The sequence below is a fragment of the Streptomyces sp. NPDC052023 genome (assembly GCF_044548465.1).
Classification (GTDB): domain Bacteria; phylum Actinomycetota; class Actinomycetes; order Streptomycetales; family Streptomycetaceae; genus Streptomyces.
Map to the genome: position 1 here is coordinate 1 of NZ_JBIUBW010000031.1, position 24,492 is coordinate 24,492.

Here is a 24,492-nt window from a genome sequence, read left to right on the forward strand (position 1 = left end):
CCAACGTCGCCCGAACACGCCTCACTTCATGTAAATCCACCAACCCACCATGCTCTTGATCAGCACGAACAGGAAGACCTAACGGAGTCCTACTACCGCCAGCTCGACGAACTGCGTATGGCGCTCACGCCCCTGCTCGGCCAGCAGCCGTCGCACGAAGAGGATCGTCAGGCGGGCTCGGGCGGGTCGACGGCGAACTCATAGGCCACTTCCCAACTGCGGTCCGGGACGACGATGTCGGCCGTCTCCACAGCGCGGCCGTCGCTCGCGTAGTACGTCCGCTCGATGGCCAGGACCAGATCGCCGGTACTGAGGCCGAGCAGGGATGCCTGTTCCTCAGTGGCGCGTGCAGGGCGCGGGAGCTCCAGCCAGCTTTCGATGTCGACGCCGATGGAGCGCATCCGTTCGACCACGCCCTTGCCGGCCAGCGGGCCCATCTCGGGAAGCAGGATGGGTGTGCCGCCCGTGATGGCCATCGGCTCCCAACTGGTGGAGAGCTGGGCGGGCTTGCCGTCGGCGAGGAATTCATAGGCGGTGCGCACCGTCGGGTCGCCGGGCTCGATACCAAGGCGCCGGGCGATGTGCTCCGGGGCGGGTGTGCGGGCCTGTGAGGACGCCTCCCAGGTTCCGCTGCTGCCGATCTCGTGCATGTCGGAGCGGAAGGGGCTGCCGCCGCGGCGTTCGCGGTGCCGGGAGCGGATCATCCGGCGCCGCTCGCGCGGCGGGGCCACGTAGGTTCCTGATCCGGTGCGGCCTTCGAGGAGCCCTTCGACGATGAGGCGCTCCACGGCCTTCTGCACCACGTTGGTGCCCACGCCGTACGCCTGGGCGAGTTGCGCACGTGAGGGCAGCTTCTCGCCGACCTCCCAATCGCCTGCCGTGAGTCGACGCCGCAGGTCGCTTGCGACCACCTGGTGCGGCGGCTCGGCGTTGCCCATGCGCGGACTCCGTACTGGTCGGCGGCTGTCTCGGTGCCGGGTTTACGGCTCTCGATTGACAAGCTAATGCATCAGGTTCAAGCTAATGCATCAGATGTACGTTATGTGATCACGCGTGTACAGGGGAGATCCGTGAGCTCGCCGACGACCAGGGCCACCGCGATCGCCTCCATGCTCAGCACCGCGCTCGGCGTGCCCCTGGACGACGGCGATCAGGAAGCCGTCCGCACCGAACCCAGCGACACCGGCCTGCGCATCTCAGCCCCGGTGCCGGCCTCGCTCAGCGAAGCGGTACGCCTCGACGTGCTCGCCTTCCTGATGCAGACCGCCGACCGCTTCGGGCACAGCGTCCAGCACAACGGCACCTCCGTCATCTGGGCCGAGATCGAAACGGCCGCCGAAGGGGCACCTCCGTGACCCTCCCCGCGTTCCGCGACCAGCCCGTCGGCTCCACCACGCCGAACGATCACCCTGAAGGCTCTGGAGCTGACGGCATGACCCATCCGACACCCACCACTTCCGGCCCCCTCCACACGACCGCGGAGGCCGCCCCGGCAGGGGCCGACGTCGTGCTCTACACGACCAGCGTCGACTCGCGGATCGCCGTCCGCACGCTCGCGACCCTGCGCGACTTCGCCACCCAGCAGGGGTGGACCGTCACGCACGAGGCCTACGACCTGGCGCCCCTCCACTTACCGGCCCGGCTGCGCACCGGCTGGCGCACCGTTGAACATCTCCTGGCCACCGGCGAAGCCGCCGGTCTGGTCGTACCGGCCGAGCACGAGGTGGCCACCACGCCTGCAGAACAGACAGCCCTGCGCGAGTGGCTGCTGAGCCTGCCCGCCTTCGCCGCCTACCCCCACGCCGGGCACCACCGAACGCTCCCGCCTGTCAGCGAGCCCTCCGACGCCCCGGTCTCCGTCCTCACCGCACCCGTCGACCGGGAAAGGTCCCAGTCCTACGCCATGACCCCGGCGGGCCTGCGCCGGCTCCGGAACGATGCCCGCATGCGCCTGACCCTACTGAGGTGGCCCGGTGACATCGTCACGGCGGTCGAGGTGCTGTCCCGGCTCGCGTACAACGCCGCCGCGCACGCCCGGCCCGCCGACGAGGCACTCGCGCGAATGACCGTGCGCCTGGCCGTGACCGAGGACAGATTCAGAACCTGCCTTGCGCACGCGATATGTAACTAAGCGTGCGTAACGGGTACGGTCTGTGCATGCCTACGGGGGAACACGACACAGAAGGCCCTTCCCACAGCGGGGTTGGGGTAGGGGTGGCGAGCGTTGCCGTCCCATCGCAAGCGGGGCCGCACGCGACAGAGTTCCAGTTGTCGGTCGGCGAGGGCAAGATCCTTCAGTTCAAGAAGAAGCCCCAGATCGCTGCCGTCGCAGAGCTGGTGTGGAACGCCTTGGACGCGAACGCGACACTGGTCGACGTCGAACTGCGCCGTGAGTGGGACGCCATCACACAGATCGTGGTGACCGACAACGGGCACGGCATGACGCCGGAGCGGGCCCGCTCCGCGTTCGCGGGATATGGCGAAACCTGGAAGACCGGAAAGTCGCACACCGAAGGCAACACTCGCATCCTGCACGGCCGTAACGGCGAGGGGCGCCTGTATGCCCTCGCTCTGGGCGACCGGCTGACCTGGGAGTCGGTTGCTGAGGTCGACGGCAGTCTTGTCGGGGTCTGGATTGGCGGAAACGCCGACCACTCCACCGTCTGGCGGGCCGAAGAGACGACACCCGTCCGTGACAGGACCGGCACCACGGTCCGGATCGACGTTCCCCAGGGCAAGACACTGCGAGGCCTGGACCGTCAGGACGCTGCCGCGAACCTCACCGCGAAGTTGGCGTTCTACCTCAGGGCCTACCCCGACGTCTGCGTGACGTTCGACGGCAAGCGGCTGGATCCCAGCGACATCATCGTCGGTGAACCCATCGACCTGCCGCTGTGCCTGCCGGAGGAGTACGCCCAGGAGGACCCGGCCCCCGTCGTGACCTTCGTGGAGTGGAATCAGCGGATGAGTGACCGCAGGATGCTCATCTGCAACGCCGATGGCATCGCTCTGTACGAGCAAGGGCGGGAGTGGTCCGACAGCATCGTCAGCTTCACGCCCTACCTGCGGTCCAACCTCTTCAACGACATCTCCGTCGAAGACCTGCACGCCCTGCTCATGTCCCACGGCGGCCTCCTGGACGCAGCCGCCAAGGCAGTCCGAGAACACCTCTCCCTACGCGGTGCCCAGATCTCGGCAGCGGTGGTGCGGCAGCTGAAGGACGAAGGCATCTACCCCTACGCGGGGCCGCCCGCCAGCGGTACACAGGCGATCGAGCGCCAGACCTTCGACGTTGTGGTGACCGTCGCTCGCGACGCCCTCGCTGCCAAGGGACCAGCCAACTGGCCGAGGCGCTCGCCACGATCGCCTCGGTGGTCCCGGACAGCGACGGAGACGACGACGCGGAATGGCGGGCCGAGCTGGTCGCCCGCTACGGCACGGTGCGTGGCTTCATCCGCCTGCTGGTCGAGGTCATCGACTTCGGTGCCGTGGAAGCCGGCGCGCCCGTCGTTCAGGCCCTCAAGCGGCTCCCGGAGCTGATCGGCCGCAAGAAGGTCGGCATCGAAGAGGTTGCCGCCGATCTGGTGACGGGCTCGTGGCGGCGGCTGGTGTTCGCCAACCCCAACGTGCCGCACGGCTTGGTCGACAAGGCCGCGTATTCGTTCTGCGTCCTGGAGCATCTGCACCGCTCGCTGCGCCGGCGGGACGTGTTCGCCAAGGACGGCGACCGCTGGGGCGACCCCCGCGCCAAGCTGCTGGCCGGGGAGAATTGGACAGCCGCCGAGCCGAAGGTGCTCACCGCGCTCGGCCTGGAGAGCGAACCGGCCGGACACCTCGCCGAACTCGCCTCCGCTCTGCACGCCGCGTATGTCCAGGTCGCTGCCGGGCTGCCGGGCAACACGGCGCTGGAGGTAGTGGGCGGGAAGTTGAAGCTGGGCAAGCTCGGCAAGGCGGAGGAGCCCAAGCTCATGCCGCCGTTCCGGCAGCTGGTCAACGGCATGCTGCCGAAGGTCGACTTCCCCGAGCTGCTGCTGGAGGTCGCCGAGTTGACCGGGATGGCGGACGCGTTCACGCACATCTCCGGCGCCGACTCCCATATGGAAGGCTTCACCACCAGTTTGTGCGCCGTCCTGCTGACGGAAGCGTGCAACGTCGGGTTCACCCCGGTCATCAAGTCGGACGTCCCGGCGCTCAGCCGGGGCCGTCTGGTTCAGGTCGATCAGGGCTACTTCCGGGCGGAGAACATCTCGGTGGCGAACGGCCTGTTCATCGAGGCCCAGGCAAAGATCGACGTCGTGAGGGCGTGGGGTGGCGGCCTGGTCGCCTCCGCTGACGGAGTCCGCTTCACCGTGCCGGTGCAGACCCTGTACGCGGGTTCGAACCCCCGGTATTTCGGGCTGCGGCACAAGGGCGCCACCTGGCTGAACGTGGTAAACGACCAGGTAATGGGGCTGGGCGGCGTGGTCGTGCCGGGCACGCTGCGCGACTCGCTGTTCATCCTGGACGCCATCCACGCCCGCGACGGCGGCCCGAAGCCGGAGACCGTCATCACCGACACCGCGTCGTACTCCGACATCGTCTTCGGCCTGTTCGCCATCTGCGGCTACCAATTCTCACCCAGGATCGCCGACATCTCCGACGCCCGGCTGTGGCGGACGAACACCGCGGCCGACTACGGGCCGCTCCAGCCGGTCTCCAACCACACCATCCGCCTGGACCGCATACGCGCCCACTGGGGCGACATGCTCCGCGTAGCAGGCTCCCTGACCCTGGGCGAGGTCCGCGGCCATGACCTCATTCGCATGCTCTCCCGGGATGGCAAACCGACGGGACTGGGCGACGCGTTCGCCCACTACGGTCGAATCTTCAAGACCCTGCACCTGCTCCAGTTCGTCTCAGATGAGGGCTACCGGCGGATGATCGGCGCCCAGCTCAACGTCACCGAGGCCCGCCACCGCCTCGCCCGGAAGATCTTCTTCGGACAGCGCGGCGAACTGCGCCAGCATTACCGCGAGGGCATGGAGGACCAGCTCGGCGCCCTCGGCCTGGCCCTCAACTGCGTAGTCCTGTTCAACAGCCTTTACATCGACGCCGCCGTCAAACAGCTGGCCGCCGACGGCTTCCCCGTCACCGACGAACTGCTCGCCCGGCTCTCCCCACTCCAGTACGACCACATCAACTTCCTCGGCCGCTACGCCTTCACCCGGCCGGCCGCGCCGGGCCTGCGGCAGCTGCGTGACCCGCACACCGATGACGAGGACGACGACGGCGAGCAGAACTGAGCGTCACCGACCTGAAGGCTGATCAGTGTGCGCGCCACCGCTTTCGTCAGCCGCTTCGCGGCGGTCACAGCCGGTACGTGACAGGTGCGTTTGCGCCGATCACGCCCTCACCCGGCTTGGGGGTGCGCTTCAGGAGAACTTGTACCCGGCGAAGTCGGCGACGTGGCCATACCCAATGCGCTGGTAGAGGGCGTTGCTGGTGGGGTTGTCCGGGTCCGTGAACAGGACGACGTCCGTCGCGCCCGCGGCCAGCGCTGCCCGGCTCGCCTCGACCGTCACGGCGCCCGCGTAGCCGCGGCCCCGGAGGTGGGCCGGGGTGTAGACGGGGTCGATCCGGACCATGCCGCCGATGACCGAGGTCGCGGCTGCCATCGAGACGGGGGTGCCCTCCGGGGTCTCCCAGAAGGTGAAGTGCCGGTCGCCGAAGCGTGAGTCGTCCCAGGATCCGGCGTCGATCAAGTCGATGGAGGACTGCTCCCCGACGTCGACGCAGAACTCACGGCACCAGCGCACGACGTATTCGCGGTCTGTCCCGCCCGTGAGACGGCCCCGGCCCTCCGGGTGCGGCCGCGGCGGGGTGAGTGTGCCGAGACGGTAGAGATGCGTCCGCCAGAAGAGTGCTGGCGCCGCGCCCGTGTGCCGCTGCCAGGAGCTGGCGAATGCGGTGGCGGTGTCGTGGTCCGCGATGACGTTGGCGGGCGAGTGGCCAAGGACAGTCAGATGGGCGGCGAGGGCGTCGGTCTGCTCGACAGAGAGGGGAGTGAGGCCCAGGCGGCCGCGCGAAGTGAGATAGAAGACCGCGTGGACCTCGCCTCCGGCCTCCAGCCAACCGAAGACGGCGCTGACGGGGCCGTGTGCGTCCGGCCTGCGTATCCGCAGCTTCTCGATGTCCGTCAGCGGCGTGTTGTGCAGAGCGGGGCGCGAGCGCAGGAAGCCCCCGGCTCGGGCGAGGAAGTCGTCAACGTCTTGGGTGAGGTGCCAGTCATCCGGGAGCATGCTTCATGATCCCGGATCTCTTCGACTCGGGGAGCACTTGCTCAACGTCTTTCAGTGGGCGTTAAGTCCGTTTCTGGTAGCGGCCTCGTCCGGGTTGAGTGAGGAAGCCTTGGCGGGTGAGGCGTCCGAGGCGGCTGCGGGTGATGTTGACGGATGCCTCGTCGGTGGGCATGCCGAGGAGTTCGTGCAGCTCACGGGCTCGGAACTCTTGATCGGGATGCTGGTTGAAGGTGTTCACGATGGCCTGGTAGGCGGTGTTCGTCTCGGGCGGTGCGGGTTGGCCTGAAGCCGGTGTGAGTTCGGCGATGATCTTCCGGGTGGTGACCAGGTCCGCGAGTCGCGCTTCGGTCTCGCTCAGGGCGGCGGTCAAGTCCTGGATCTGGTCGCGTAGTTCACCGGCCCGGGCGGTGGTCTCGTCGTGCTGGGCCTGGAGGCCGGCCAGGAGCTCGGTGACGTTCACGCGGCCAGCCCGATGGTGTCGCGCCAGGACGGGGCGGGTGTGGTGAGTCGGCGGGCCATGTTCGCGATAGAGGCCCAGTAGACGCGCGAGGCGGACGTGTCGGGCCGGTGATCGTACTCGCGGGCCAGTCGGCGGTGCAGCATCAACGTGCCGTTGACCTGCTCCACGATCCATCTCTTCGGTTGCGGAACGAAGCCTTTGCCCTGGTCAGCCGGGTTGCGGCGGACGACTTCGACGTCGATGTCCAGCAGGGCACCGTGGATGAGGACTTCGTCCTTGAAGCCCTGGTCCACCAGAGCCTTCTCTAGGCGCAGCCCGCACCGCTCGGCCGCCTGGTCAAGCAGAGCGGTGCCGGCGGCGTTGTCGTGGGCGGATGCGGCGAGCACGACAACGCCGATGATCAGCCCCAGCACGTCGACGGCCAGTCCCCGCTTGCGGCCCGACACCTTCTTGTTAGCGTCCAGTCCCGTCGTGGTCTTCGGGACACCGGCGGCCGCGCGCACGGACTGGGTGTCGATGATCACGAGGGACGGGTCCTCTAATCGCCGGGCTCTCTCCCGGACCTGGCAGCGCAGGAGTTCCTGGATCCGCTGGTCCAGGCCGTCCTGACGCCACAGCGTGAAGTAGTAGAACACCGCCGACCAGGCCGGCAGGTCATGGGGCAGGTAGCGCCACTGACAGCCCGTCCGGTTCTGGTAGAAGATCGCGTTCACGACCTCCCGCAGGTCGCAGGCCCCGGGATCCCCGGTGGCCGACCGTGCCATCCGGCCCTGCTTCCAGGCGGTGATCATCGGCTCGATCAACGCCCACTGCTCGTCCGATAGGTCGCTGGGGTACGGCTTTCTCTCCATGGCCCGCATCTCAGCATGGACATGTCTAGCAGGTGGCTGCCGTGGCGATCAGTACCACGATCGAGCGATCGCGAACCGAGGAAGATCGGACCTAAACGCCCATTAAGTAGCGGATGATGAAGGATCGCCGCATAGTGTGAGTAGGGGTCGCATGACGGAAAGTACAGGAGTCATGGGCACAGTCGTCCGCAGGCTGACCGGCGCCTTCGCTCTCATTCCGAGCGTGCTCGGTCAGCTCTCCTCGCTCTTCTCGGTGACGCGGGAGGTATGCCGGGCTGTCCGTCTCCGCTGTCGACAGCCCCAGCCTGACCCGTGTCATCCACCGCTGCAGGACGTGTACATACGTCCTGACCCCTTGATCTACGCGCAGTACTATCTGATGGCTCAAGGGCTGGCTGTCACCTGGGACAATCCGGATATCACGCTGTTCGACGGCGGAGTTCCGGTGCCGGTGTCACCGATCCTGCCCGATCACGCATACGAAGTGCGGGTCCGCGTGTGGAACGGTTCGTACTCGGCCCCGGCGGTCGGGGTCAAGGTGACGCTCTCCCAACTGAGCTTCGGGATCGGTACCCTCTCCGTCCCCGTCGGCGAGGCCGTCGTCGATCTGGGCGTCAAGGGAACCCCGGACCACCCCGCATTCACATATTTCACCTGGCGTACTCCGGCGGAGCCGGGCCACTACTGCCTGCAAGCCCATCTGCACTGGCATGACGACGCGAACCCCGACAACAATCTCGGGCAGGACAACGTCATGGTGGGTGTGGCCGCCTCACCGGCACGCTTCACGTTCACTCTGCGCAATACTGCTGCGGTGCGGCGGCATTTCGTATTCGAAGCCGACTCGTACCGGCCGGACTCGCGCCCGTGCGACCCGGAATACGAGCAGCAGTTCGCGGACCGGGAGCGTACCCCGACCCGCATTGCCGAGAGCCGTGCCCGCTGGGAATGGGCCCGGCGTACGCAGGCATACGGCATGTTCCCGATTCCGCGAGGGTGGTCGGTTCGTATCACACCCGCCGACACCGTTCTCGACTCCGGCGAGGAAACCATCGTCGAAGTGGTGATCGAACCCGACGACCCGGACTTCTCGGGGACCGCGACCTTCAATGTCCACGGATTCGCGCTGGGGCCCGGGGAGGCGAGGGAACTCGTGGGCGGTGTGACCTTGAAGGTGGCGACCACCTGAGGGAGGAGCTGTGGCTTTCAAGAAGTTCACCCAATGCTACGAGTATCAGCGCGAGTTGCATCCTTCCAGCAGGCCGTTCAAGAAGAGCGACCTCCTCGGCGTTGTGGTCGTCCACGCCATTCTCGCGCTCACGCTCTGGGGAAGCATTACCCTCATCGGGGCGATCGGCGGGCCCGTCGGCCTGGCCATCGGGGCCATCGTCGGGTTCTTCACGGGGATCATCACCGGGGTGGCCACCGCAATCAAACACGTTTCTTACCAGTGGCACTTTCACCGGCTCATCTGCCTCTCCAGAGAACCGAAATGCGCGGTCGGAACGGTGCGCGAGGAACCGAAACACTCGGCGTGGCGCGACCCGGAGGGGGGCACGGCCTACGGCGATTTCGACAACGACGAATACTTCGACGTGATACTGATGCCGCATCGGCCCGCGGACAACTACGACACACTCCACGAACCGCCGGAACCAGAATCCGGCCCGACCGCCGCGCCGCCTCTCTACGGAACGACTGGCGCAGACACCGACATCTCCGCCAATCCGCGCAATGAGATATACCTGGATAATTTCCAGGGGCAGGAACTTCTCCGGCCCAAACCGCACCTGATGGAGCCCGACCCGGACTACGGCGTGGGATACATCAACCAGAACAACGACCCGAAACGGAAGGAAATCCACACGGCAAGCACACTGCATTGCGAGGCAGAAGGAGATTTCTGGGTCCGGATGAACGACATGGCCCTGTGGTTCGGCACGCTCGCGACGGTCCTCGTCACCGCGACCGCCGCGGGAGCCAGTGCGGGTGGATGGGCGGGGGCCACTGCGGGCTGTGCCCTCGGTTCCTGGTTCTTCGGACCGGTGGGCTGTCTGATCGGCGCGGTCATCGGGGCGCTCCTGGGTGCGCTCGCCGGCGGAGCGGCGGCGGCAGCTCTGGGCAAAGCACTCTTCGATGCCGTACTCAAGGCCGTCTTCTATGCCACTCCCGGTGAAGTGGAGGATGCCAACGTCGGGGACAAGGCCCTCGGACCGATCAGGAAGGGCAGCAGGGTTGCCGTACTGGGGGAGCATGTCTACGACGGATTCCATCAGGGCTGGCACGAACTTCACCCGCTGATGGCGGTGGTAAAGATCGAGCCCGATTCCATCCGCCGGAGCGGTCTGCTGACGTGGGACCCCAAGTTTTCGGAGGCCAAAGACGACGTGTTCGGCCTCGACCAGGAGGCGATGCTGAAAGGGCTGGAGAGCACGGAGTTCGCCAAGAAAGCTGCCGAACTCCGAGACGCATGGTGCTCGATGCTCCACGAGTCCTTTGATGCCGCCACGCGGCAGACACAGCAGAAGCTGGAGCACCGCTGGACTATCCATCCGCTCGTCGACGGCTGCGAGCCCGTCGCCGGGCCAGGACCGGACGTGGGCTGAGTCGCTGTCCTCAAATCCTTCCGCAAGCACATGCACCGAAGGAGCGCCTGTGGAGGTGTATCTCGTCCCGATCGTCCTCGTCGCCGTAGGTGCCGCGTTCACGCTCTCGGCCGCCGCAGGATTCGGCGGCAGTCTGATCCTCGTCCCTACGCTGGCCCTGGTGCTCGGAACGAAATCCGGTGTGGCCCTGGCGGCCTTGCTCCTCGCGGTGAACAATGCCGTCAAGGTCTGCGCCTACCGGGAAACGATCCCCTACCGGAAGGCCGCCCCGGTTATCGTGCTGATCACCGCCGGGACCTTCCTCGGCGCAAAGCTGCTGGTATGGGCGCCGGAACGGACCGTCACCATTGCCGTACTCCTCTCCTTCGCGGCGGCATTCCTCTTCGAGTCCCTCGGGCTCCAGCGCCTGCGGCGCACCGGCTCGCCGATCCTGGCCTTCGCCGCAGGCGCGACCTCAGGATTCAGTGGTACGTCCGGCCCTCTCAAGGGGCTCGCGATCCGCGGACTCGATGTTGACCGGATGCACCTCGTGGGCGCCCTGTCGCTCGCTTCGCTCCTCGGGGACGCCATGAAAACGGCTGTGTGGACGGAAGCGTCGCTGCTGAATGCCGGGGACTACGTGATCGCCCTGGCTTGTTTTCCCCTCATGCTGGTCGCGACCTTCTTCGGGCGGCGTTTCAACAGCAGGATCGGCGAACGAGGCTATGCCGGCCTGTTCTGGACCGTCATGGCGGGTTACACGGGCCGTCTCCTGATGGGCCTGTGAGCCCTGTCCCCGGCAGCTGGTCCGCCCTGGCTCAGCGGCATCACCAGCCGAAGGCCGGGGGAGCCGCCCCCGGGGCCCAGGTTGTTACTCTATCGCGAACATGGCCCGCCGACTCACCACACCCGCCCCGTCCTGGCGCGACACCATCGGGCTGGCCGCGTGAACGTCACCGAGCTCCTGGCCGGCCTCCAGGCCCAGCACGACGAGACCACCGCCCGGGCCGGTGAACTACGCGACCAGATCCAGGACTTGACCGCCGCCCTGAGCGAGACCGAAGCGCGACTCGCGGACCTGGTCACCACCCGGAAGGTCATCGCCGAACTCACACCGGCTTCAGGCCAACCCGCACCGCCCGAGACGAACACCGCCTACCAGGCCATCGTGAACACCTTCAACCAGCATCCCGATCAAGAGTTCCGAGCCCGTGAGCTGCACGAACTCCTCGGCATGCCCACCGACGAGGCATCCGTCAACATCACCCGCAGCCGCCTCGGACGCCTCACCCGCCAAGGCTTCCTCACTCAACCCGGACGAGGCCGCTACCAGAAACGGACTTAACGCCCTCTCAGTCACGTGACGTTTCTGGGTCACGCGCCGACAGTCCACGCACCGAGGGCTACGGCCAAGCGGCCTGACCAGCCGAAGGCATCACTCGCCAGGCACCGCCTCGTCAGAAGCCGAAGGAGTTGTGCGGTTCGGGGTCGGTCCAGAACATCCGAGCCAGCTGCCCGATCGCACCGTCGGTGTGCGCAGCGATGTGGCCCGAATACGCCAGGTGGTGCGCCGACATGCCCCCGAAGTAGAGGGAGCTGAGAGCTGAGAGCGTGATGGTCAGGTCTGCCGTCTCGTCGGTGGGAACGCACATCGCCACGGGGCCGTCTGCTCGCAGATGCCAGGTCCTGTTGTTCGCCGGGCACATCCGGTCGTCGTCGATGGTGAACTTCAGCTCGCCGGGCGTCAGGTACGAGCGTTGCGTCAGTGCGCGGGAGACGTCGAGAAGGCGCGCCCAGAGGTTGTCGGTCTGGCGGGTGATGCGCATCGCCCGCGGGTTGGTGAGCATCCACCGCAGGGGTTCGTCGCGTGGTCGGCCGGCTGCTACGACGGTCTTGGTGAGGTCGAAGTCGATCAGTAGTCCCCACAGGGCCCGGTAGGCCACGGGGTTCGTCGCCTCCAGGGCTTCCACCACGAGCGTTCCGGCACGGTCCGTGGTCGGTGACCACGGCAGCCGGAAGTTGGCGATGCCGTCCACATTGCCGTGCTGGTCGCGGTGGGTGAGATAGCGCAGCGGCCCGTTGGTGCCGTCTGCTTCGTCGGACAGCCCGTCCCAGCGCCCGGGGAGAGGGCCGAGTTCCCCGATGCGGTGGGCACGCACCTCCGCATGCACCCGAGGCCACGCCTTCTTGGCCCGGGCCGCGTCGACCAGCTCCAGCGACCCGGGATCGGGCTCTGCCGGAAGGAGGGCAGCTTCGTGACGGGCCAGCTCCCACCGAGTGCGGTAGGTCGCGGGCGAGAACCCGAACCGTCCGTAGATGCTGCCCTCGCTCGCGCTGAGCATCGCCAACGGCTCGCCTCGCTCCAGGGCCGCATCGAACATGGCCTGCATCATCTGCCGCAGGTACCCGCGCCGGCGGTGCGTCGCAATCACCCCGGTGGCAGTGACGCCGGCCATCCTCCCCGTTCCCCCGCCGGGAACCGTCACGTCGAAGGAGATGGTTGCCGATGCGCCGACGCATCTGCCGTCGACGAACGTCCCGATCGGGTGGAACGCTTTGTCCTTGATGTCTGCTGCGGCCCACTTCTCAAGCTGGTCCCCACTCGCGGGCGTGCGCTGCGGGGGCCACGGTTCGGGGCCGCCGTGCCACGCCGCGTCCGCGGGCTCCCAGCTCGGCAAGCCGTTCGCGTACGGCAATGCCCGGTAGTACGCAGCCATCTCATCGTGTCGCGGCGGGCGGACCTCAGTCACCATGCCGGACATTGCATCCACCGCCTTCACAGGCGAGCAACCGAATATCTGGTGGGGGCTCGCGTGTCGGAGGACCTGGCCATGGATGGCCGGCGCCGGGACCTCGTGGGCGCTGCTGCAGGTGGGCCTGACGGGCTCGGCAATATTCGCATGCGTCGCGAGACTCGCGGGCAGTACGGTCCGCGCCATGGACGACGAGGACGGCTACTTCGGAGAGAGCGTCGCCGCGACGTACGACGAGTCGCTAGCCGAGTTGTTCGAGCCGGAGGTCGTGGTTCCCGCCGTCGATGTGCTGGTGGAACTCGCAGCCGGCGGCCGCGTCCTTGAGCTGGGCATCGGGACGGGACGGATCGCGTTGCCGCTGGTCGACAGAGGCGTGCCGGTCCATGGCATCGAGTTGTCACGGGCGATGGTCGACCGGCTTCGTGCGAAGCCCGGAGGTGGCGCGATCGATGTGACGATAGGCGACTTCGCGACGACGAGGGTGGACGGCACGTTCTCCGTGGCCTACCTGGTCGCCAACACGATCATGAATCTGACGTCGCAGGAGGGGCAGGTGGCGTGTTTCCGTAACGCTGCGGCTCACCTCGAGTCCGGCGGCTGCTTCGTCGTCGAGGTCATGGTGCCCGAACTGCGAAGGCTCCCCGCCGGGCAGAACATCGTGCCCTACCAGGTGAGCCCGACGCGCTGCGCCTTCGACATCTACGACGTCGCCACTCAGGCGACGAGTTCGAACTACATCGACATCGTCGACGGGCGCGCTACGTACACGTCGACCCCCTTCCGCTACGTCTGGCCGTCGGAACTCGACCTGATGGCTCAACTCGCCGGATTGCGACTGCGTGAGCGGTGGGACACCTGGACGGGAGAGCCGTTCTCAAGCGAGAGCCGCCAGCACGTCTCGATCTGGGAGAAACCCACAGAGTGACCACGGCGACGCGGGCGAGCGGGGTCCGAGTAGGGACAAACCCGACGTGGACGTATGACGTGCTGGAGTACCATCGCGCCGAATCGATCTGTCGGCAAACGATCGTTTGACGACAGGCGACCGACGCGTCCAATGAACCCGTGCAATCGAGGCGTTCGCGGCGGCCGGAATCCAATCAGATCCGATGGTGATTGCTGACAGGGTTTGACGACAGATAGGGTCCATTCCTCCGTACGGAAGGGGCCCACGAGTGGCGAACCTGGTCTACAAGCGAGTCTCGACCGACCAGCAGTCGACCGCCCGCCAGGACCTCGTCCTGGACGAGGCCGAGATCGAGGACCCGGTCGTCTTCGAAGAGGACCCCGGCACCTCCAGCCGGCTCCACCCGCTCCAGCGGCCGAAGTTCCGCGAACTGCTCACCTACGCGCGGCCCGGCGACACCGTGCACATCTCCGAGATGTTCCGTCTTGTACGCGGCACCGGCCACATCCTCGACTTGCTCGACGTCCTCCACCGCGACCGCCTCGCGCTGCGCATCCACGACGGCGCGTTCTCCGCGATGGACCTCACCGCCCGCCACCCGCGCACCGGCGAGCTGCTGTCCATCGTGAAGTTCATGGTGCAGACCCTCGCCGCCGCCGGCGAACTCCAGCGAGACCTCCAATGCGAGCTGACCTACGACGGGCTGCGCGCCGCCGAGGCCAGGGGCAGCAAGGGCGGGCGCCGCCCCGCCGTGGCGGCCGACAGGATTGACGCCGTGCGCACTGCGTACCTGGAGGGCCGGTCCATCGCCGCCCTCGCGCGCGACCACGGCGTCAGCCGCGGCGCGATCCGCACCGCCGTCGCCGATCTCCTGCCCGAGCACACGGCCGACGACCCGGGCATCCCGGCCCCGGAGCTGCCGGTCGTCCTCGACATGCCGGGCAAGGTCGCCGACTTCCTCCGCTTGGCCGAGCTGGAGCCCGCCGAGCGCGCCGCGCTCGACCAGGGCGTCACCGTGCGGCGCGGCCAGGGCTACACCCTGCGCGTCAGCGCCGTCCCCGCCGTGCACCGAGGGCTCCTCGCCCGCTGCCAGCCGCTCGACGGCATTTCCGTTCGGATACTCCCGAGGGCCGATACGCACCGTCCACGTCGACGGCGGGTGGGCGTCCGCCTTGGCGGCCCCGTCGCAGACGCTGGTCAAGCTGGTCGGATGGCTGCGGGATGACCGTGCGGATCTGCCGGTGATTGAACACTGCTGCGGCGGCTTGACATGGAGGAGGCGGCGGCCTACCGGGAGGCGGACTGAGGGGGCTCGAGGCCGAGGGACTTGGCCTCGGCAATCTTTTGCGCGTAGTCACCCGGCGATTCGCTGTCCAGACGCTCGTAGAGCTCCAGGGTCGCGCTGCGGGCCTCCTCGAACTCCGGCAGACGGTCGAGAGCGAGCAGGGTTCTGGCGTGCCTCAGATAGGCGTCGGCGAGGTCCTCCGGCTGCTCCAGCGTTTCAAGGACGGTCAGGGCTTCGGCGGCGGCATGCTCGGCATCCGCGAATCTGCGTGCGAGTGTCAGGAAGTGCACCTGGTTGTCCAGCGCGGTCAGCAGTCCCAGTGCATAGTCCGTCGTGTCGCGGAGTACAGAACGGAAGACCTGCGCCGCCTTGTTGTTCACGCGAACAGCCACCGCGGGCCGGCCCGCAGCGCCCAACGTCTTCGACTGCATGAGGAAGGCTCCGCCCAGCAGCGGTAGATGGTTACGGCCCCGGTCCACAACGAGCCGCCTGGCCAGGGTGACGGCCTCGTCCGCGATCTCCATCGCTTCCTCGTGGGCCTCGGCTTCGACGCTGAGTTCCGCCACGTCCAGGAGGGTCCGCACGTAGTCCCACTGGCGTTCGTCCGGATCGGAGGGATCCAGCTGCCGCTGGACCGACGCGGCCTCCCGGATGGTCTCCCGCACTCTGGTGAAGTCACCGAGATGGATCAAGATGTCCGCCAGGTGGCTCAGCGTGGACTCGAGCTCGGAGAGATAGGCGTCCGGCCTGTCCTCGGCTGCCGCCCGGCGGACACGCAGTGACTCCTCGGCCGCCTCCAGGGCCTTGTCCAGGTCTCCTGCCCTGTACTGGTGACGCGACAACGTGTTGAGCGACCGGGCGAGATCGGGGCGCACTGCGGGGTCGCGGGAGGCCAGTTCCCGGCGCATGTCCACGGAGGTCCCGGCCTTGACCAGCGCCTCGTCGAGGCGGCCGGTGGCGGCGAGACCGTAAGAAAGATTGTTCAGCAGCCCGGCCAGATTGAACGTTCTCATGTCCGGGTCGTCCGCCCGCCAGTCGGAAAGCAGCGCCAAGGCCTCTTCGCCCTCCGCCACGGACTCCTCGGCGCGTCCGAGTACGAAGAGTGCCCGGGTTCGCTGGGCCAGCAGCGTTCCCCTGAGCCACCCTGGCGCTGTGGGCACCGTGTCGAGGAGAGCCAGCGCCGACGCAGTGGTGGTCAGGGTCTCCTCGTAGTGCTCGGCGGACAGAAGCCTCGTCGCGAGGTTGAACAGGGCGCCCGCGCGCTGCTGCGGGTCACCTGCCGAGCCATTTTCGGCGATCTCCACCATCAGACGCAGCAGCCGTACGTTCCAGTCGGCCAATGCCTGGGTCAACACAGGCGTCCGTCGCGCGAGTTCCCCCAACTGATCGGGCGGCAGCAGCCCCTCCGCCAGGATCACGTCCAACGCGTCGATCAACAGCGCCGGTTCCGCGCTGCGCGTCGCCGCCCGCACCAGACGGGGCGCCAACATCCCCGGCGAGGTCCGTACAGCCGTCCGAAGGACGTCCGGCAGCCCGTCCGTCCATGCCGCGGCCCTGCTCAGCACCACCAGGGCGTTGGCCATCTCCTCGTTGCCCAGCTCCTCGATGAGCCGAAGGAAGATCTCGGGCTCCTCCACGACCCGGGTGCCCACCAGATACTCACCCAGAGGGTCGGGTTCCAGAGCGCCCCAGTACCAGGTGCCGCCCTCGGCGGAGTCGGGGCGGGGATACAGGTCCCGCAGCCAGTCGGCGATCGCGCGGCGCACGGCCTCTGGCTGGTCACCGACGCGCGGCACGCGTGCGAGGATCGCGTGAGCGCGGTCGCGGGGAACGGGTCCCACCAGCGTGGCCGTGACGACGGCGTTGCGCAGGGCCACCTCGCCCAGGCCGTCCAGGGGCGCCTTCCGGGAAGTCTTCCTCCAGTACGTGGCCTCGTGCAGAAGCAGGGTGTCCTGGGTGCCCCGCACGGTGGTCGGCGCATGGGGCGCGAGAAGGCTTGCGAGGGCCGCCATATGGATCTCCAGCACGGTCGTCGGCGGACGCCGCAGCCCCGTGTCCGCGACGGGCGAGACGGGCGTGGGCAGGCCGAGCGCGGCGACCCCGCGGGCGAGGTCGGCCACCGCCGTGCGGAACGCCTCGCGCGCGTCCATGCCGAGCGACTCGGTGCCCGTGATCGACCAGCGCCGCGCGCGCTCGGCAAGATCGGCCGCCTCGGGGCCGCTCTCGCGCACCTCGTCCCACCAGCGGCCCACCGAGCGGGCGATGAGCAGCACGCGGAAGGGGATCCCGCGCGGGCGGCGGACCAACTCGTCCAGCAGCGAGCGGACCTGCTCGACGCGGCTCTCCGCGTATTCGACGACAAGCAGGACCGGGGCCGTGGTCCGGGCGAGCATGCGGTGGTGGCGCGCGTTCTCGTGGCGGGTCAGATACACGATCGCGTACCGCGTCGCAGTCAGCCGGTGCCCCAGTTCACGGGCGATCCGGGACTTCCCGGCCCCGCCCGCGCCGGTGAGCAGGGCCAGTGCCACGTCGTCGCCCTCGGCGCTCCACGCGGTCATCTCGGCGAGCAGTTCGCGGCGCCCGGAGAACCGCACGGTCTCGGCCCGGGGGTGGAGCAGCGACGCCACGGAACGGGGGACCAGCGGGGCCGCCGCCTCCGCGCCGTCCGCGAACTCGGCGGGCTCCAGCTGCACATCCCGTTCGGTGTGCCGGAGGATCAGCTCTCGGAAAGCGGCGTCGGCCAGCAGGGCGTACGCAGGGACGGCCTCCAGCCTGCTGTGCGGCCAGCCCGGAAGATCCGCCACCGCGACGCCGACGAGGACGCCGTGGCACCAGAGGGCCCCGCCGGACATACCGGCCCAGGGCGACCTGTCCACCGGGCCGAGCGGCGGGTTCCCGATCAGGTCCAAGACGTAGCGGTCGGTCTCCACCGCTTCCAGAGGGTCTGCCGAGCCCCGGAAGACCATGGATCCGACTCGCCCTTCGCGGCCGGCCAGCGCAGAGAACCCGAGAATGGAGACCTCGGACGCGTCCGACGTCACGAGCGTGCCCCAGCGCACGGGGTCTGGATCCGGGACGAGATCGTCATCGGCCAGCAGCAGGGCGGCGTCGTACGGCCCGTCGGAACGGGCCCATACGACCTCGCAGCGGACCGGCGCGCCGCCGGGGGTGCGGACGGTCGCGTGGTCCAGGGTGCCCAGGACGTGCCGGGCGGTGAGGACGAGGCGCGCGCCGAGCACATAGCCGGAGCCCTGCCCCGCAGCCTCCACCAGGGCGACCCGCCGCCGCTCCTCCATCAATACCCCGGTGCTCAGCGCCCGAAGGCGGAGTCCAGCTCGCCGACTTCGGGTGGGTTGTTGTTGCTGATCAGGAGCGGGCTGCCGGAGGCGCTCTTCGGGGTGAGGACGAATTTCACGCGGTGGGTGTCCTGTTTCCCCGCCTTGCCGGTGACGTCGGCCGACACCACGGCGCTGAAGATCCGGCTGACACCGACCTTCGCCGTGGCCTCCTTGGTCAGTGTGAAGGCGAACTCCAGCTCGATCGGCCCCACTTCGAACTGGAGGCCGCTCGACGCACCCGCCGTCGCCGCGCTCAACAGCTCGTCCCGCAGCGCCTGGACCGCCTCGCCCACCCCAATGTCGTCCGCCATGACCGTCCCCCCACTCTTCCGGGGATTTCTCCCCGTACCGGTACACCGCTGGACACTGTACGAGTAGAGGGTGTCTCTTCGGTGGGGTCATCAGTTAATCGGGTACGCCTGTCCGATTAGTGATCACTGATGCGACGCTTATTTCTCCCAGCCCCTCGCCGACTGCTTGTAGGCGCCGTCCAGCCGTTTGAAGACCACGCCCTCCATCCCGACCGACGCCCACGTCGGCCACTCGCGGACGACGTCGGCCTCGGTGGTCGATGGGCACAGCGCCCACGGCGCCGACAGACGGCGGGCGGCGAACACGGACTTCAGCGCGGTCCTGCGCTGCCGGTACGGCCACCCGGTCGTGTCCGTCCCGGACAGCCGAACGAGATCGAACGCGACGAAGTGCGCCGGCCACTTCTCCGCTGCCCGGGCCGCTCCAGTGCCGTGGCGGGTAAGCCGGTTCTGCAACCGCTCGAACGTGAGGCGGCCCGCGTCGTCCCATACGACCCGCTCGCCGTCCAGCGCGGTCGTGTCCGGAGCTGCACGGCCCCGGCCACGACATCAGGAAACGCCGGTCCTATCTCTGTGCCGGGCCTGGAGCGCAGCACCACCCGGCCCGCATCGACGGAGACCCGCGCGTGGTCGTCGGGACTGTAAAAAGTCTTCTCACACTGCGAAAGCGAAGGCCCGTCATCCGTGCGGTCGGCACCTGCCCGACGTCGACTCTCCACGCTGGTTGAGGGTCCGGGTCAGCTCACGATTGGCTTCTCGAGCCGCCGCCAGATCGGCCTGGCTCTCTTCCAGAGCCTCGGTCAGCTCGACGTTGCGCTGCTCGAGCCGCGTGATTGTTCGCTGAAGTTCCTCGATGTCGGTGGGAGCACCAAGGCCCGACTCGCGCCAGGCCTGCTCGCCCAGCTCCTGAGACAAGCGCCTCTCCAACTGCTGAATTCGTACGGACAGGCGGACGGTGCGGGCCTGCGCGTTCGCGAGATCGGCCTGGAGCGAGGCCCTGCTCACCGCGGAGGCACCCAACGCCGGGTCCCGCTCGGCTGGCTCGATCTCGGCAGCGTGAACCAGGGCGAGAAGATCCCGATGCCGGTAGAGAAAGGTCCGGTCTACCCCGGCCTGCCGGGCGATGCCCGAGACCGTGATGCGGCTTCCCTTCTGTGCGGCGGCGGTGATGGCCTTCACGACCCGCTGGCGGCGCCAGGTCGGCATCCGCCTGACGGCCAGCGCTCATCGCGGAGCTCACGTAGTCCTCCTCGGCCGGACGTCGGGCAACGGTTGGCCGATGCGAGGCATCCCCAGCATCACGTTGCGCCCGCGGCGGATGACCGAGACCGCCTGCTGGATCTGCGCCCGCTCCTCCTCGGTCAGATCGTCCAGGTCCGCCTTGACGCGGTTGATCAGTCGCCGAACCCGGCGGATCTCCTCCTGCGACGGCATGGCCTCGGTGCGTGCCCAGCCGTCCGCCTCGAAGGTGGACATCAGCTTCTCGCGACTTCGCAGGAGGTCTGCGTGGTACGCCTCCAGGTCCGGCAGATAGGAGACGTCGGTGTGGAAGTGTTCGCAGCCCAGGCAGCGGAAGCGCAGCGGGCAGCTGTGCCCGCCGGCCGCCACGTTCGTGGGTTCTCTGCACACGCCATACGCTGTGGCGACCTCGCCGATCTCGCGCCGTACGTGCTCGGAGTCCAAGAGCCCCTGAACCTGGCGCCACACCCGGTTGCCGTGCCGGTCGAACTGCATGACCGCGACCCGGTCGATGGCTTCACGCCGCCGGTCCTGGCCGATGCGGTAGTACGCCTGGCTGGTCTGCAGCTGGCGATGGTCCATGAGGTCCTTGAGGACCTCCGGCTTCACTCCCGCGTCGGCGTGCCGCTGGGCGAAGCTGTGACGGTACGCGTACGGGAAGATCTTCGCCCGCTCGAACGGCAGAAGTTTCGTAACAACTTCGCCGTCCACTTCCACCTCGATGGGCACGAGGAAGTCGGGCAGGGCACGGACCCAGTTCCGGTGCTGCTCCCAGATGCCAGCGATCGGTTTGGTCCCCCACGGATTGGCGACCGGAGAGGGCAGTAGCTTCAGCTCGGAGGACGGGGCGTCGGGGAAGCGCCGTCGTACGCGTTCCTGCTGAGCGGTGATCACCGCCGCGGTTACTTTCGCAATCGGAAGCCGTCTGCCCAGCCGGAAGGCCTTGTGATTGTCGTAGAGGAGCACGGGGCTGCCATCCGGATCTCGCTCAAGGCAGTCCAAGGGGAGCCGGCAGACTTCGTCGGGCCGACGGCCCGTGTCGATCAGCAGTTCCGTGCAGACCCGCACTTCCATGCTGCTCATCTCCTCCAGGAGGTTCAGGTTGTCACAGAGCTGCTGCATCACCTCGTCGGGCAGGTCCTTGCCGGCCTCGGTGTCCTCCGGGTCGTCGGGCATGTCCTCGGGCCCCATGACGAAGTCAGCCCGCAGGCCTTCGAGGATCTCGCCCTTGCCCGTGAGGCCGAGGGTGCGCCACCGGTTCAGGACCTTGCGCACAGTCCGCGCCATATAGAGGCGCTGGTGTGCGCTCAGCTGCCCGTTCTCTGTCTTGAAGGCGAGCCGGTTACAGAACGCGACGATGTCGCGTCGGTCGAGCAGCGCGACGATCTGCCCACCGTCCTCACGCTGGAGCCACAGGCTCTTCGAGAGCTCCACCATCGCGTCGATCTGCCGCTGCAGCGTGCGACCGCCGCCTTTCCCACGGCGCCGCGGCAGGTCATCAGCGGCCCATAGCCTCGTGGCTTCGCGCAGCACGTCCTGGCGGATCTCCGTGAAGTCAGCCGTGCCGCTGAACCCGAAGATCGCGAGGTCCCATACGTCGCGGCGCGACTCCTCCTCCGGGGTCGTGCCGAGCCGGTGGAGGGTCCTGCGCATGGTCGTGACCAACGAGACGTGGTGGCCCTTCAGCCCCGCCGGCTCCGGATCTTCGAGGTCGTCGAGGGTCTCGCACCGCAGGACACGGAGTCGGTCGCAGATCGCCCGCAGGTAGTGCCCGATCGTCCGCACGCCGTTCGCGGTGCGCTGCTGGACGCAGTACAGAAGCTCGGCGACCAACCGTCGCGGAAGGCCCCGCAAGCTGACCTCGCGACCCATGTGGATCGGCGGAGCCGTCAGCCGCCACAGCTCTTCGTCGCCGTCGAAGGTGCCCAAGAGCTTCGCCTTGCTGAGCTTTTGCCGGTGCGCGTCGCAGTACGGCGTGCTCGGGGTGACCCGCTGACGCAGACAGGCCGCCACACCGCACACTCCATGACCTGGAAGCGGCTGCGGCGAAGGGTGGACGAGGAACTCCTCGATAGAGATCTTCAGCCGATGTTTCCGCTGGTAGTGATGGTTCTGACATAGAGCCGCAGTCGGGCTCCGCCAGGGCCGCTTGCAGCCCGGTAACTGGCACAGCTCCTGGCGGACGTGAACGACGTTGTACCGCTCCTGGCTGCCGAGGAAGTCCTCGAGGCTCAGTCCCGATTTGTTCCAGCGAATGCGACAGCCGGAGCACAACGGGCCTCTGCTCTCGTATCCCTTGTCGCACCCCCGCACCTGGCACTCCGGCATCCCGATCACTGGGTGATCCAGAGGATAGACAAGGATCCCCAACTCCCAGTCCCAGGAGATGAGTTCGAGGAACTCTGGGTCCAGGGCCTCGATCAGTTTCTGGGTCCGTGCGGCAGTCGCCGGCGGCTGCACCGGCAGGGAGATCGCCGACATCAGCGTTCACCTCGCCCGTACAGCTCCCGAGGAGACGGAACCCGCTCCACCGCCTCCCGCAACCGGGCTTGATCTGGGATCACATAGGGACGGGCCGACTCGGGGTGCTTCTGCCCCAACAGGGCCTGGACCTCATCGAGTTCGCCGCCGGCATCCGACACATTGCTGCCGAACGCGCGACGGGCCATGTGCGGACCCACCTTCCTGGAAAGCCCCGCTCGCCGCGTCAGCCGCTCGAACAGCTCGTAGATCGCTTCCGGCGTCATCGGCGCTCCAAGCACTCCGCGGAAGAGGTTCACCAGCAGGAAGTCGCTGCCGCCGGCACCGAGCAGTTCGAACCGCTCATCGACGTACTGGTCGTAGGCCTGCACGACAAGGAAGTCCACGGGCTGAATCCAGGACTCTCGGGACTTGGACCAGGCACCATTGGCGTTCTCCCGGCGTCGCACGTGGATGTGGGGCCCTTTGTAGTCGCATCCGAGCGCACGCGAGTCCGCCAGCATGTGGCAGTCGGACCGATGGATGCCCGCTGCTTGCCCGCGCCGGAGACCCACCCGCCCCAGCAGCAACACAACGAGTCGATCGCGGGCACAGCGGCACTCCATGAACATGCCGACGATCTCCTCGTCTGAAGCCCGGTCGACCTCGGTCTCTGGCTCCTGCAGCCGATGGCGGGCCCGAAGCCGGTAGAACAGCCCGGAGTCCTCCCCCTGAGCCTCCGCGGGCAGATCCCGACTGTCGCCCAGTTCGTAGAGCTGCCCGAGCACAGAGCGCGGCGCCTCGGCAATCGAGACCGCGTATGAGAGGAACCCGCGGGTGGCCGAGAGCACAACGTTGATCCGGCGCTCACGCCGAACCGGCGTGCCGCCCGGACCGGACCGGACAACGACAGGACCATCCTTGTCCGCTCGGGAGGGAGTGTGCTTCAGCCAGACGATGAACAAGCCGAGGTCGCGAGCGGCCTTCCTCCAGTCGCGGCCGGTTGCACCGCACCAACGGAGGTAGAGCGCCGCGCCTCCCGCGTTCGTCTTGGTCGTGAGTTCGGCTCGGCTGCGACCGAATCGCTGGTATCGCCCCCAGCTGTCGGCGACGGGGACGACGAGGAGGGCGTCATCGAGGACGGTCCAGTACCGCGTGCCCGAGGGCAGGACCACAGGGAAAGCCCGCATGTGAAACTCCGGTGCTCTGACGGATCATGCAACAACCCGCCACAGAGCCACACCCTGCGAGTACGAGCGTCCAAGCACCAACGAGGAACACTCGCACCACGTCACACCACACCTGTAGGAACCTCGTAGAACGTTGCGGCCATGATTGACGGGGAGGCGACGGTCAAGCGGCTCAGGCGGGAGGGCGCAGCTGTGTGGCTGGTGCCGGAGAACGACGCTTTCGACCCCATCCCCGGCGAGTCGGCCTCCATCCTCGGGAAGGTCGTCACTGTCATGCGGAGCTTGTGAGCACGCCGACGTGAGTATCTCCTTTCCGGTGTCCGTGAGGTCCGGCTTGGCGGCTGGGGGTGCCCCCCGGGTGCCGTGGTTGACTCCTGTCTCATGGGAGAACGCGTGAGCGACGAGGCGATGCCTGACGTGACGTGGGAAGAGGTCGCGGACAGCTGGCGGCTGGACGACCTGGTCGAGGGGCGGATGCGGCCCACCACAAGCGATGACGTGCTGACTTTGATGACGATCGGGGCACTGCGTGGCCAGCGGTCGCTGAACGAGGATGCGCAACGGAAGGCCTTCGGAGTCATGATGGCGGCGGCTGAGGGCGGCGCGCTGGCCGAGGCGGAGCAGACGCCGCGGGATCCTGGTCGCATTGAGCAGGCTCTCCAGGCCGCGCTCCGAGCCTTCGAAGAGCCCCAGCCTCAGCGCGACGAGTAAGCCGGGCGGGTGGCCCCCTTGAGCGAACGGCATCAGCATCGTCTGAGCGCGTCCGGCTACGGGTCGCTGTGGTCATCCGGGCCGTCGCCCGCGATCACGCCAGGTCCGGTGTGATGTGTGCCCC

The 24,492-nt window shown here is 67.8% G+C and carries 21 protein-coding genes and 4 pseudogenes; 13 read left to right on the top strand and 12 right to left on the bottom strand.

Going from position 1 to position 24,492, the window contains the following annotated elements; translation table 11 throughout:
* The coding region (locus ACIHCM_RS35270; RefSeq protein ID WP_399905410.1) for a hypothetical protein at positions 1-204 on the top strand (204 nt) is incomplete at its 5' end.
* Here ACIHCM_RS35270 and ACIHCM_RS35275 read toward each other — a convergent pair.
* Complete coding sequence (locus ACIHCM_RS35275) at positions 168-938, bottom strand: GntR family transcriptional regulator (RefSeq protein WP_399905413.1); 771 nt, start codon at positions 936-938, stop codon at positions 168-170. The two genes, ACIHCM_RS35270 and ACIHCM_RS35275, sit on opposite strands and share 37 nt — an antisense overlap.
* A 132-nt stretch (positions 939-1,070) precedes the next feature.
* Between ACIHCM_RS35275 and ACIHCM_RS35280 the strand changes: the two genes are divergently transcribed.
* The 4 genes and pseudogenes from ACIHCM_RS35280 (at position 1,071) to ACIHCM_RS35295 (ending at position 5,282) form a co-directional block, all read left to right on the top strand.
* Positions 1,071-1,355: a hypothetical protein gene (locus ACIHCM_RS35280; RefSeq protein ID WP_399905416.1), complete on the top strand. Its 285-nt coding sequence runs from the start codon at positions 1,071-1,073 to the stop codon at positions 1,353-1,355.
* Positions 1,356-1,432: 77 nt separating this feature from the next.
* A complete protein-coding gene (locus ACIHCM_RS35285; protein ID WP_399905419.1) occupies positions 1,433-2,131 on the top strand; it encodes a hypothetical protein in 699 nt (232 codons plus the stop codon).
* Between the two features lie 26 nt (positions 2,132-2,157).
* Positions 2,158-2,598, top strand: a pseudogene (locus ACIHCM_RS35290) (ATP-binding protein); the annotation flags it as partial.
* A gap of 773 nt (positions 2,599-3,371) precedes the next feature.
* Positions 3,372-5,282, top strand: a complete 1,911-nt coding sequence (locus tag ACIHCM_RS35295) for a Tn3 family transposase (protein ID WP_399905422.1) — start codon at positions 3,372-3,374, stop codon at positions 5,280-5,282.
* 129 nt (positions 5,283-5,411) lie between these two features.
* Here ACIHCM_RS35295 and ACIHCM_RS35300 read toward each other — a convergent pair whose 3' ends face one another.
* The 3 genes from ACIHCM_RS35300 to ACIHCM_RS35310 form a co-directional block, all read right to left on the bottom strand.
* Complete coding sequence (locus tag ACIHCM_RS35300; RefSeq protein ID WP_399905425.1) at positions 5,412-6,278, bottom strand: GNAT family N-acetyltransferase; 867 nt, start codon at positions 6,276-6,278, stop codon at positions 5,412-5,414.
* A 61-nt stretch (positions 6,279-6,339) separates the two neighbouring features.
* Positions 6,340-6,738 carry a hypothetical protein gene (locus ACIHCM_RS35305; RefSeq protein ID WP_399905428.1) on the bottom strand — a complete coding sequence of 133 codons (399 nt, stop codon included), beginning with the start codon at positions 6,736-6,738 and terminating at the stop codon, positions 6,340-6,342.
* A complete protein-coding gene (locus ACIHCM_RS35310; RefSeq protein WP_399905431.1) occupies positions 6,735-7,589 on the bottom strand; it encodes an IS5 family transposase in 855 nt (284 codons plus the stop codon). The genes ACIHCM_RS35305 and ACIHCM_RS35310 overlap by 4 nt, the downstream gene beginning before the upstream one ends.
* Positions 7,590-7,944: 355 nt before the next feature.
* Here ACIHCM_RS35310 and ACIHCM_RS35315 point away from each other — a divergent pair, with 355 nt between their 5' ends.
* From ACIHCM_RS35315 to ACIHCM_RS35330, 4 genes are all read left to right on the top strand, one after another.
* Positions 7,945-8,778: a hypothetical protein gene (locus ACIHCM_RS35315; protein ID WP_399905434.1), complete on the top strand. Its 834-nt coding sequence runs from the start codon at positions 7,945-7,947 to the stop codon at positions 8,776-8,778.
* Between the two features lie 10 nt (positions 8,779-8,788).
* Positions 8,789-10,195, top strand: coding sequence for a hypothetical protein (locus ACIHCM_RS35320; protein WP_399905438.1), 1,407 nt, complete (start codon positions 8,789-8,791; stop codon positions 10,193-10,195).
* 49 nt (positions 10,196-10,244) lie between these two features.
* On the top strand, positions 10,245-10,961 hold the full coding sequence (locus tag ACIHCM_RS35325) for a TSUP family transporter (protein ID WP_399905441.1): 717 nt from the start codon (positions 10,245-10,247) through the stop codon (positions 10,959-10,961).
* Positions 10,962-11,120: 159 nt separating this feature from the next.
* Positions 11,121-11,519, top strand: a complete 399-nt coding sequence (locus ACIHCM_RS35330; protein ID WP_399905444.1) for a hypothetical protein — start codon at positions 11,121-11,123, stop codon at positions 11,517-11,519.
* Between the two features lie 112 nt (positions 11,520-11,631).
* Here ACIHCM_RS35330 and ACIHCM_RS35335 read toward each other — a convergent pair whose 3' ends face one another.
* Positions 11,632-13,113: a GNAT family N-acetyltransferase gene (locus tag ACIHCM_RS35335; protein WP_399905447.1), complete on the bottom strand. Its 1,482-nt coding sequence runs from the start codon at positions 13,111-13,113 to the stop codon at positions 11,632-11,634.
* Here ACIHCM_RS35335 and ACIHCM_RS35340 point away from each other — a divergent pair.
* Both ACIHCM_RS35340 and ACIHCM_RS35345 read left to right on the top strand, forming a co-directional pair.
* The gene (locus tag ACIHCM_RS35340) at positions 13,112-13,852 is read left to right on the top strand and encodes a class I SAM-dependent DNA methyltransferase (RefSeq protein ID WP_399905450.1); all 741 of its coding nucleotides are present in this window, start codon (positions 13,112-13,114) and stop codon (positions 13,850-13,852) included. The two genes, ACIHCM_RS35335 and ACIHCM_RS35340, sit on opposite strands and share 2 nt — an antisense overlap.
* Positions 13,853-14,102: 250 nt before the next feature.
* A pseudogene (locus tag ACIHCM_RS35345) lies at positions 14,103-14,552 on the top strand (recombinase family protein); the annotation flags it as partial.
* Between the two features lie 391 nt (positions 14,553-14,943).
* Here the strand turns inward: ACIHCM_RS35345 and ACIHCM_RS35350 are convergent.
* From ACIHCM_RS35350 to ACIHCM_RS35380, 7 genes and pseudogenes are all read right to left on the bottom strand, one after another.
* Positions 14,944-15,075, bottom strand: a pseudogene (locus ACIHCM_RS35350) (IS5/IS1182 family transposase); the annotation flags it as partial.
* A gap of 46 nt (positions 15,076-15,121) precedes the next feature.
* The gene (locus ACIHCM_RS35355) at positions 15,122-18,415 is read right to left on the bottom strand and encodes a trypsin-like peptidase domain-containing protein (RefSeq protein ID WP_399905453.1); all 3,294 of its coding nucleotides are present in this window, start codon (positions 18,413-18,415) and stop codon (positions 15,122-15,124) included.
* Between the two features lie 14 nt (positions 18,416-18,429).
* Entirely contained in the window at positions 18,430-18,768 is a 339-nt protein-coding gene (locus ACIHCM_RS35360) for a trypco2 family protein (protein WP_399905456.1), read from the bottom strand.
* Between the two features lie 138 nt (positions 18,769-18,906).
* Positions 18,907-19,278: an ATP-dependent DNA ligase gene (locus ACIHCM_RS35365; protein WP_399905531.1), complete on the bottom strand. Its 372-nt coding sequence runs from the start codon at positions 19,276-19,278 to the stop codon at positions 18,907-18,909.
* Positions 19,279-19,446: 168 nt separating this feature from the next.
* Positions 19,447-19,974, bottom strand: a complete 528-nt coding sequence (locus tag ACIHCM_RS35370) for a DUF6262 family protein (RefSeq protein ID WP_399905459.1) — start codon at positions 19,972-19,974, stop codon at positions 19,447-19,449.
* Positions 19,975-20,004: 30 nt separating this feature from the next.
* Positions 20,005-22,488 (bottom strand): hypothetical protein, encoded by a 2,484-nt coding sequence (locus ACIHCM_RS35375; protein ID WP_399905462.1) that lies wholly within the window; start codon positions 22,486-22,488, stop codon positions 20,005-20,007.
* The gene (locus ACIHCM_RS35380) at positions 22,488-23,657 is read right to left on the bottom strand and encodes a tyrosine-type recombinase/integrase (protein WP_399905465.1); all 1,170 of its coding nucleotides are present in this window, start codon (positions 23,655-23,657) and stop codon (positions 22,488-22,490) included. Before ACIHCM_RS35380 ends, ACIHCM_RS35375 begins: the two co-directional genes overlap by 1 nt.
* A gap of 132 nt (positions 23,658-23,789) precedes the next feature.
* Between ACIHCM_RS35380 and ACIHCM_RS35385 the strand changes: the two are divergent.
* Both ACIHCM_RS35385 and ACIHCM_RS35390 read left to right on the top strand, forming a co-directional pair.
* Positions 23,790-23,945 (top strand): annotated as a pseudogene (locus ACIHCM_RS35385) (LexA family protein); the annotation flags it as partial.
* Between the two features lie 105 nt (positions 23,946-24,050).
* Positions 24,051-24,368, top strand: a complete 318-nt coding sequence (locus tag ACIHCM_RS35390) for a hypothetical protein (RefSeq protein WP_399905468.1) — start codon at positions 24,051-24,053, stop codon at positions 24,366-24,368.
* Positions 24,369-24,492 lie beyond the last annotated feature (124 nt).

What these genes read in the sequence shown, in the direction of transcription:
- ACIHCM_RS35275 (WP_399905413.1), bottom strand. Translation starts at nt 938, where the DNA reads ATGGGCAACGCCGAGCCGCCGCACCAGGTGGTCGCAAGCGACCTGCGG.
- ACIHCM_RS35285 (WP_399905419.1), top strand. Translation starts at nt 1,433, where the DNA reads ATGACCCATCCGACACCCACCACTTCCGGCCCCCTCCACACGACCGCG.
- ACIHCM_RS35300 (WP_399905425.1), bottom strand. Translation starts at nt 6,278, where the DNA reads ATGCTCCCGGATGACTGGCACCTCACCCAAGACGTTGACGACTTCCTC.
- ACIHCM_RS35310 (WP_399905431.1), bottom strand. Translation starts at nt 7,589, where the DNA reads ATGGAGAGAAAGCCGTACCCCAGCGACCTATCGGACGAGCAGTGGGCG.
- ACIHCM_RS35340 (WP_399905450.1), top strand. Translation starts at nt 13,112, where the DNA reads ATGGACGACGAGGACGGCTACTTCGGAGAGAGCGTCGCCGCGACGTAC.
- ACIHCM_RS35335 (WP_399905447.1), bottom strand. Translation starts at nt 13,113, where the DNA reads ATGGCGCGGACCGTACTGCCCGCGAGTCTCGCGACGCATGCGAATATT.
- ACIHCM_RS35355 (WP_399905453.1), bottom strand. Translation starts at nt 18,415, where the DNA reads ATGGAGGAGCGGCGGCGGGTCGCCCTGGTGGAGGCTGCGGGGCAGGGC.
- ACIHCM_RS35360 (WP_399905456.1), bottom strand. Translation starts at nt 18,768, where the DNA reads ATGGCGGACGACATTGGGGTGGGCGAGGCGGTCCAGGCGCTGCGGGAC.
- ACIHCM_RS35370 (WP_399905459.1), bottom strand. Translation starts at nt 19,974, where the DNA reads ATGCCGACCTGGCGCCGCCAGCGGGTCGTGAAGGCCATCACCGCCGCC.
- ACIHCM_RS35375 (WP_399905462.1), bottom strand. Translation starts at nt 22,488, where the DNA reads ATGTCGGCGATCTCCCTGCCGGTGCAGCCGCCGGCGACTGCCGCACGG.
- ACIHCM_RS35380 (WP_399905465.1), bottom strand. Translation starts at nt 23,657, where the DNA reads ATGCGGGCTTTCCCTGTGGTCCTGCCCTCGGGCACGCGGTACTGGACC.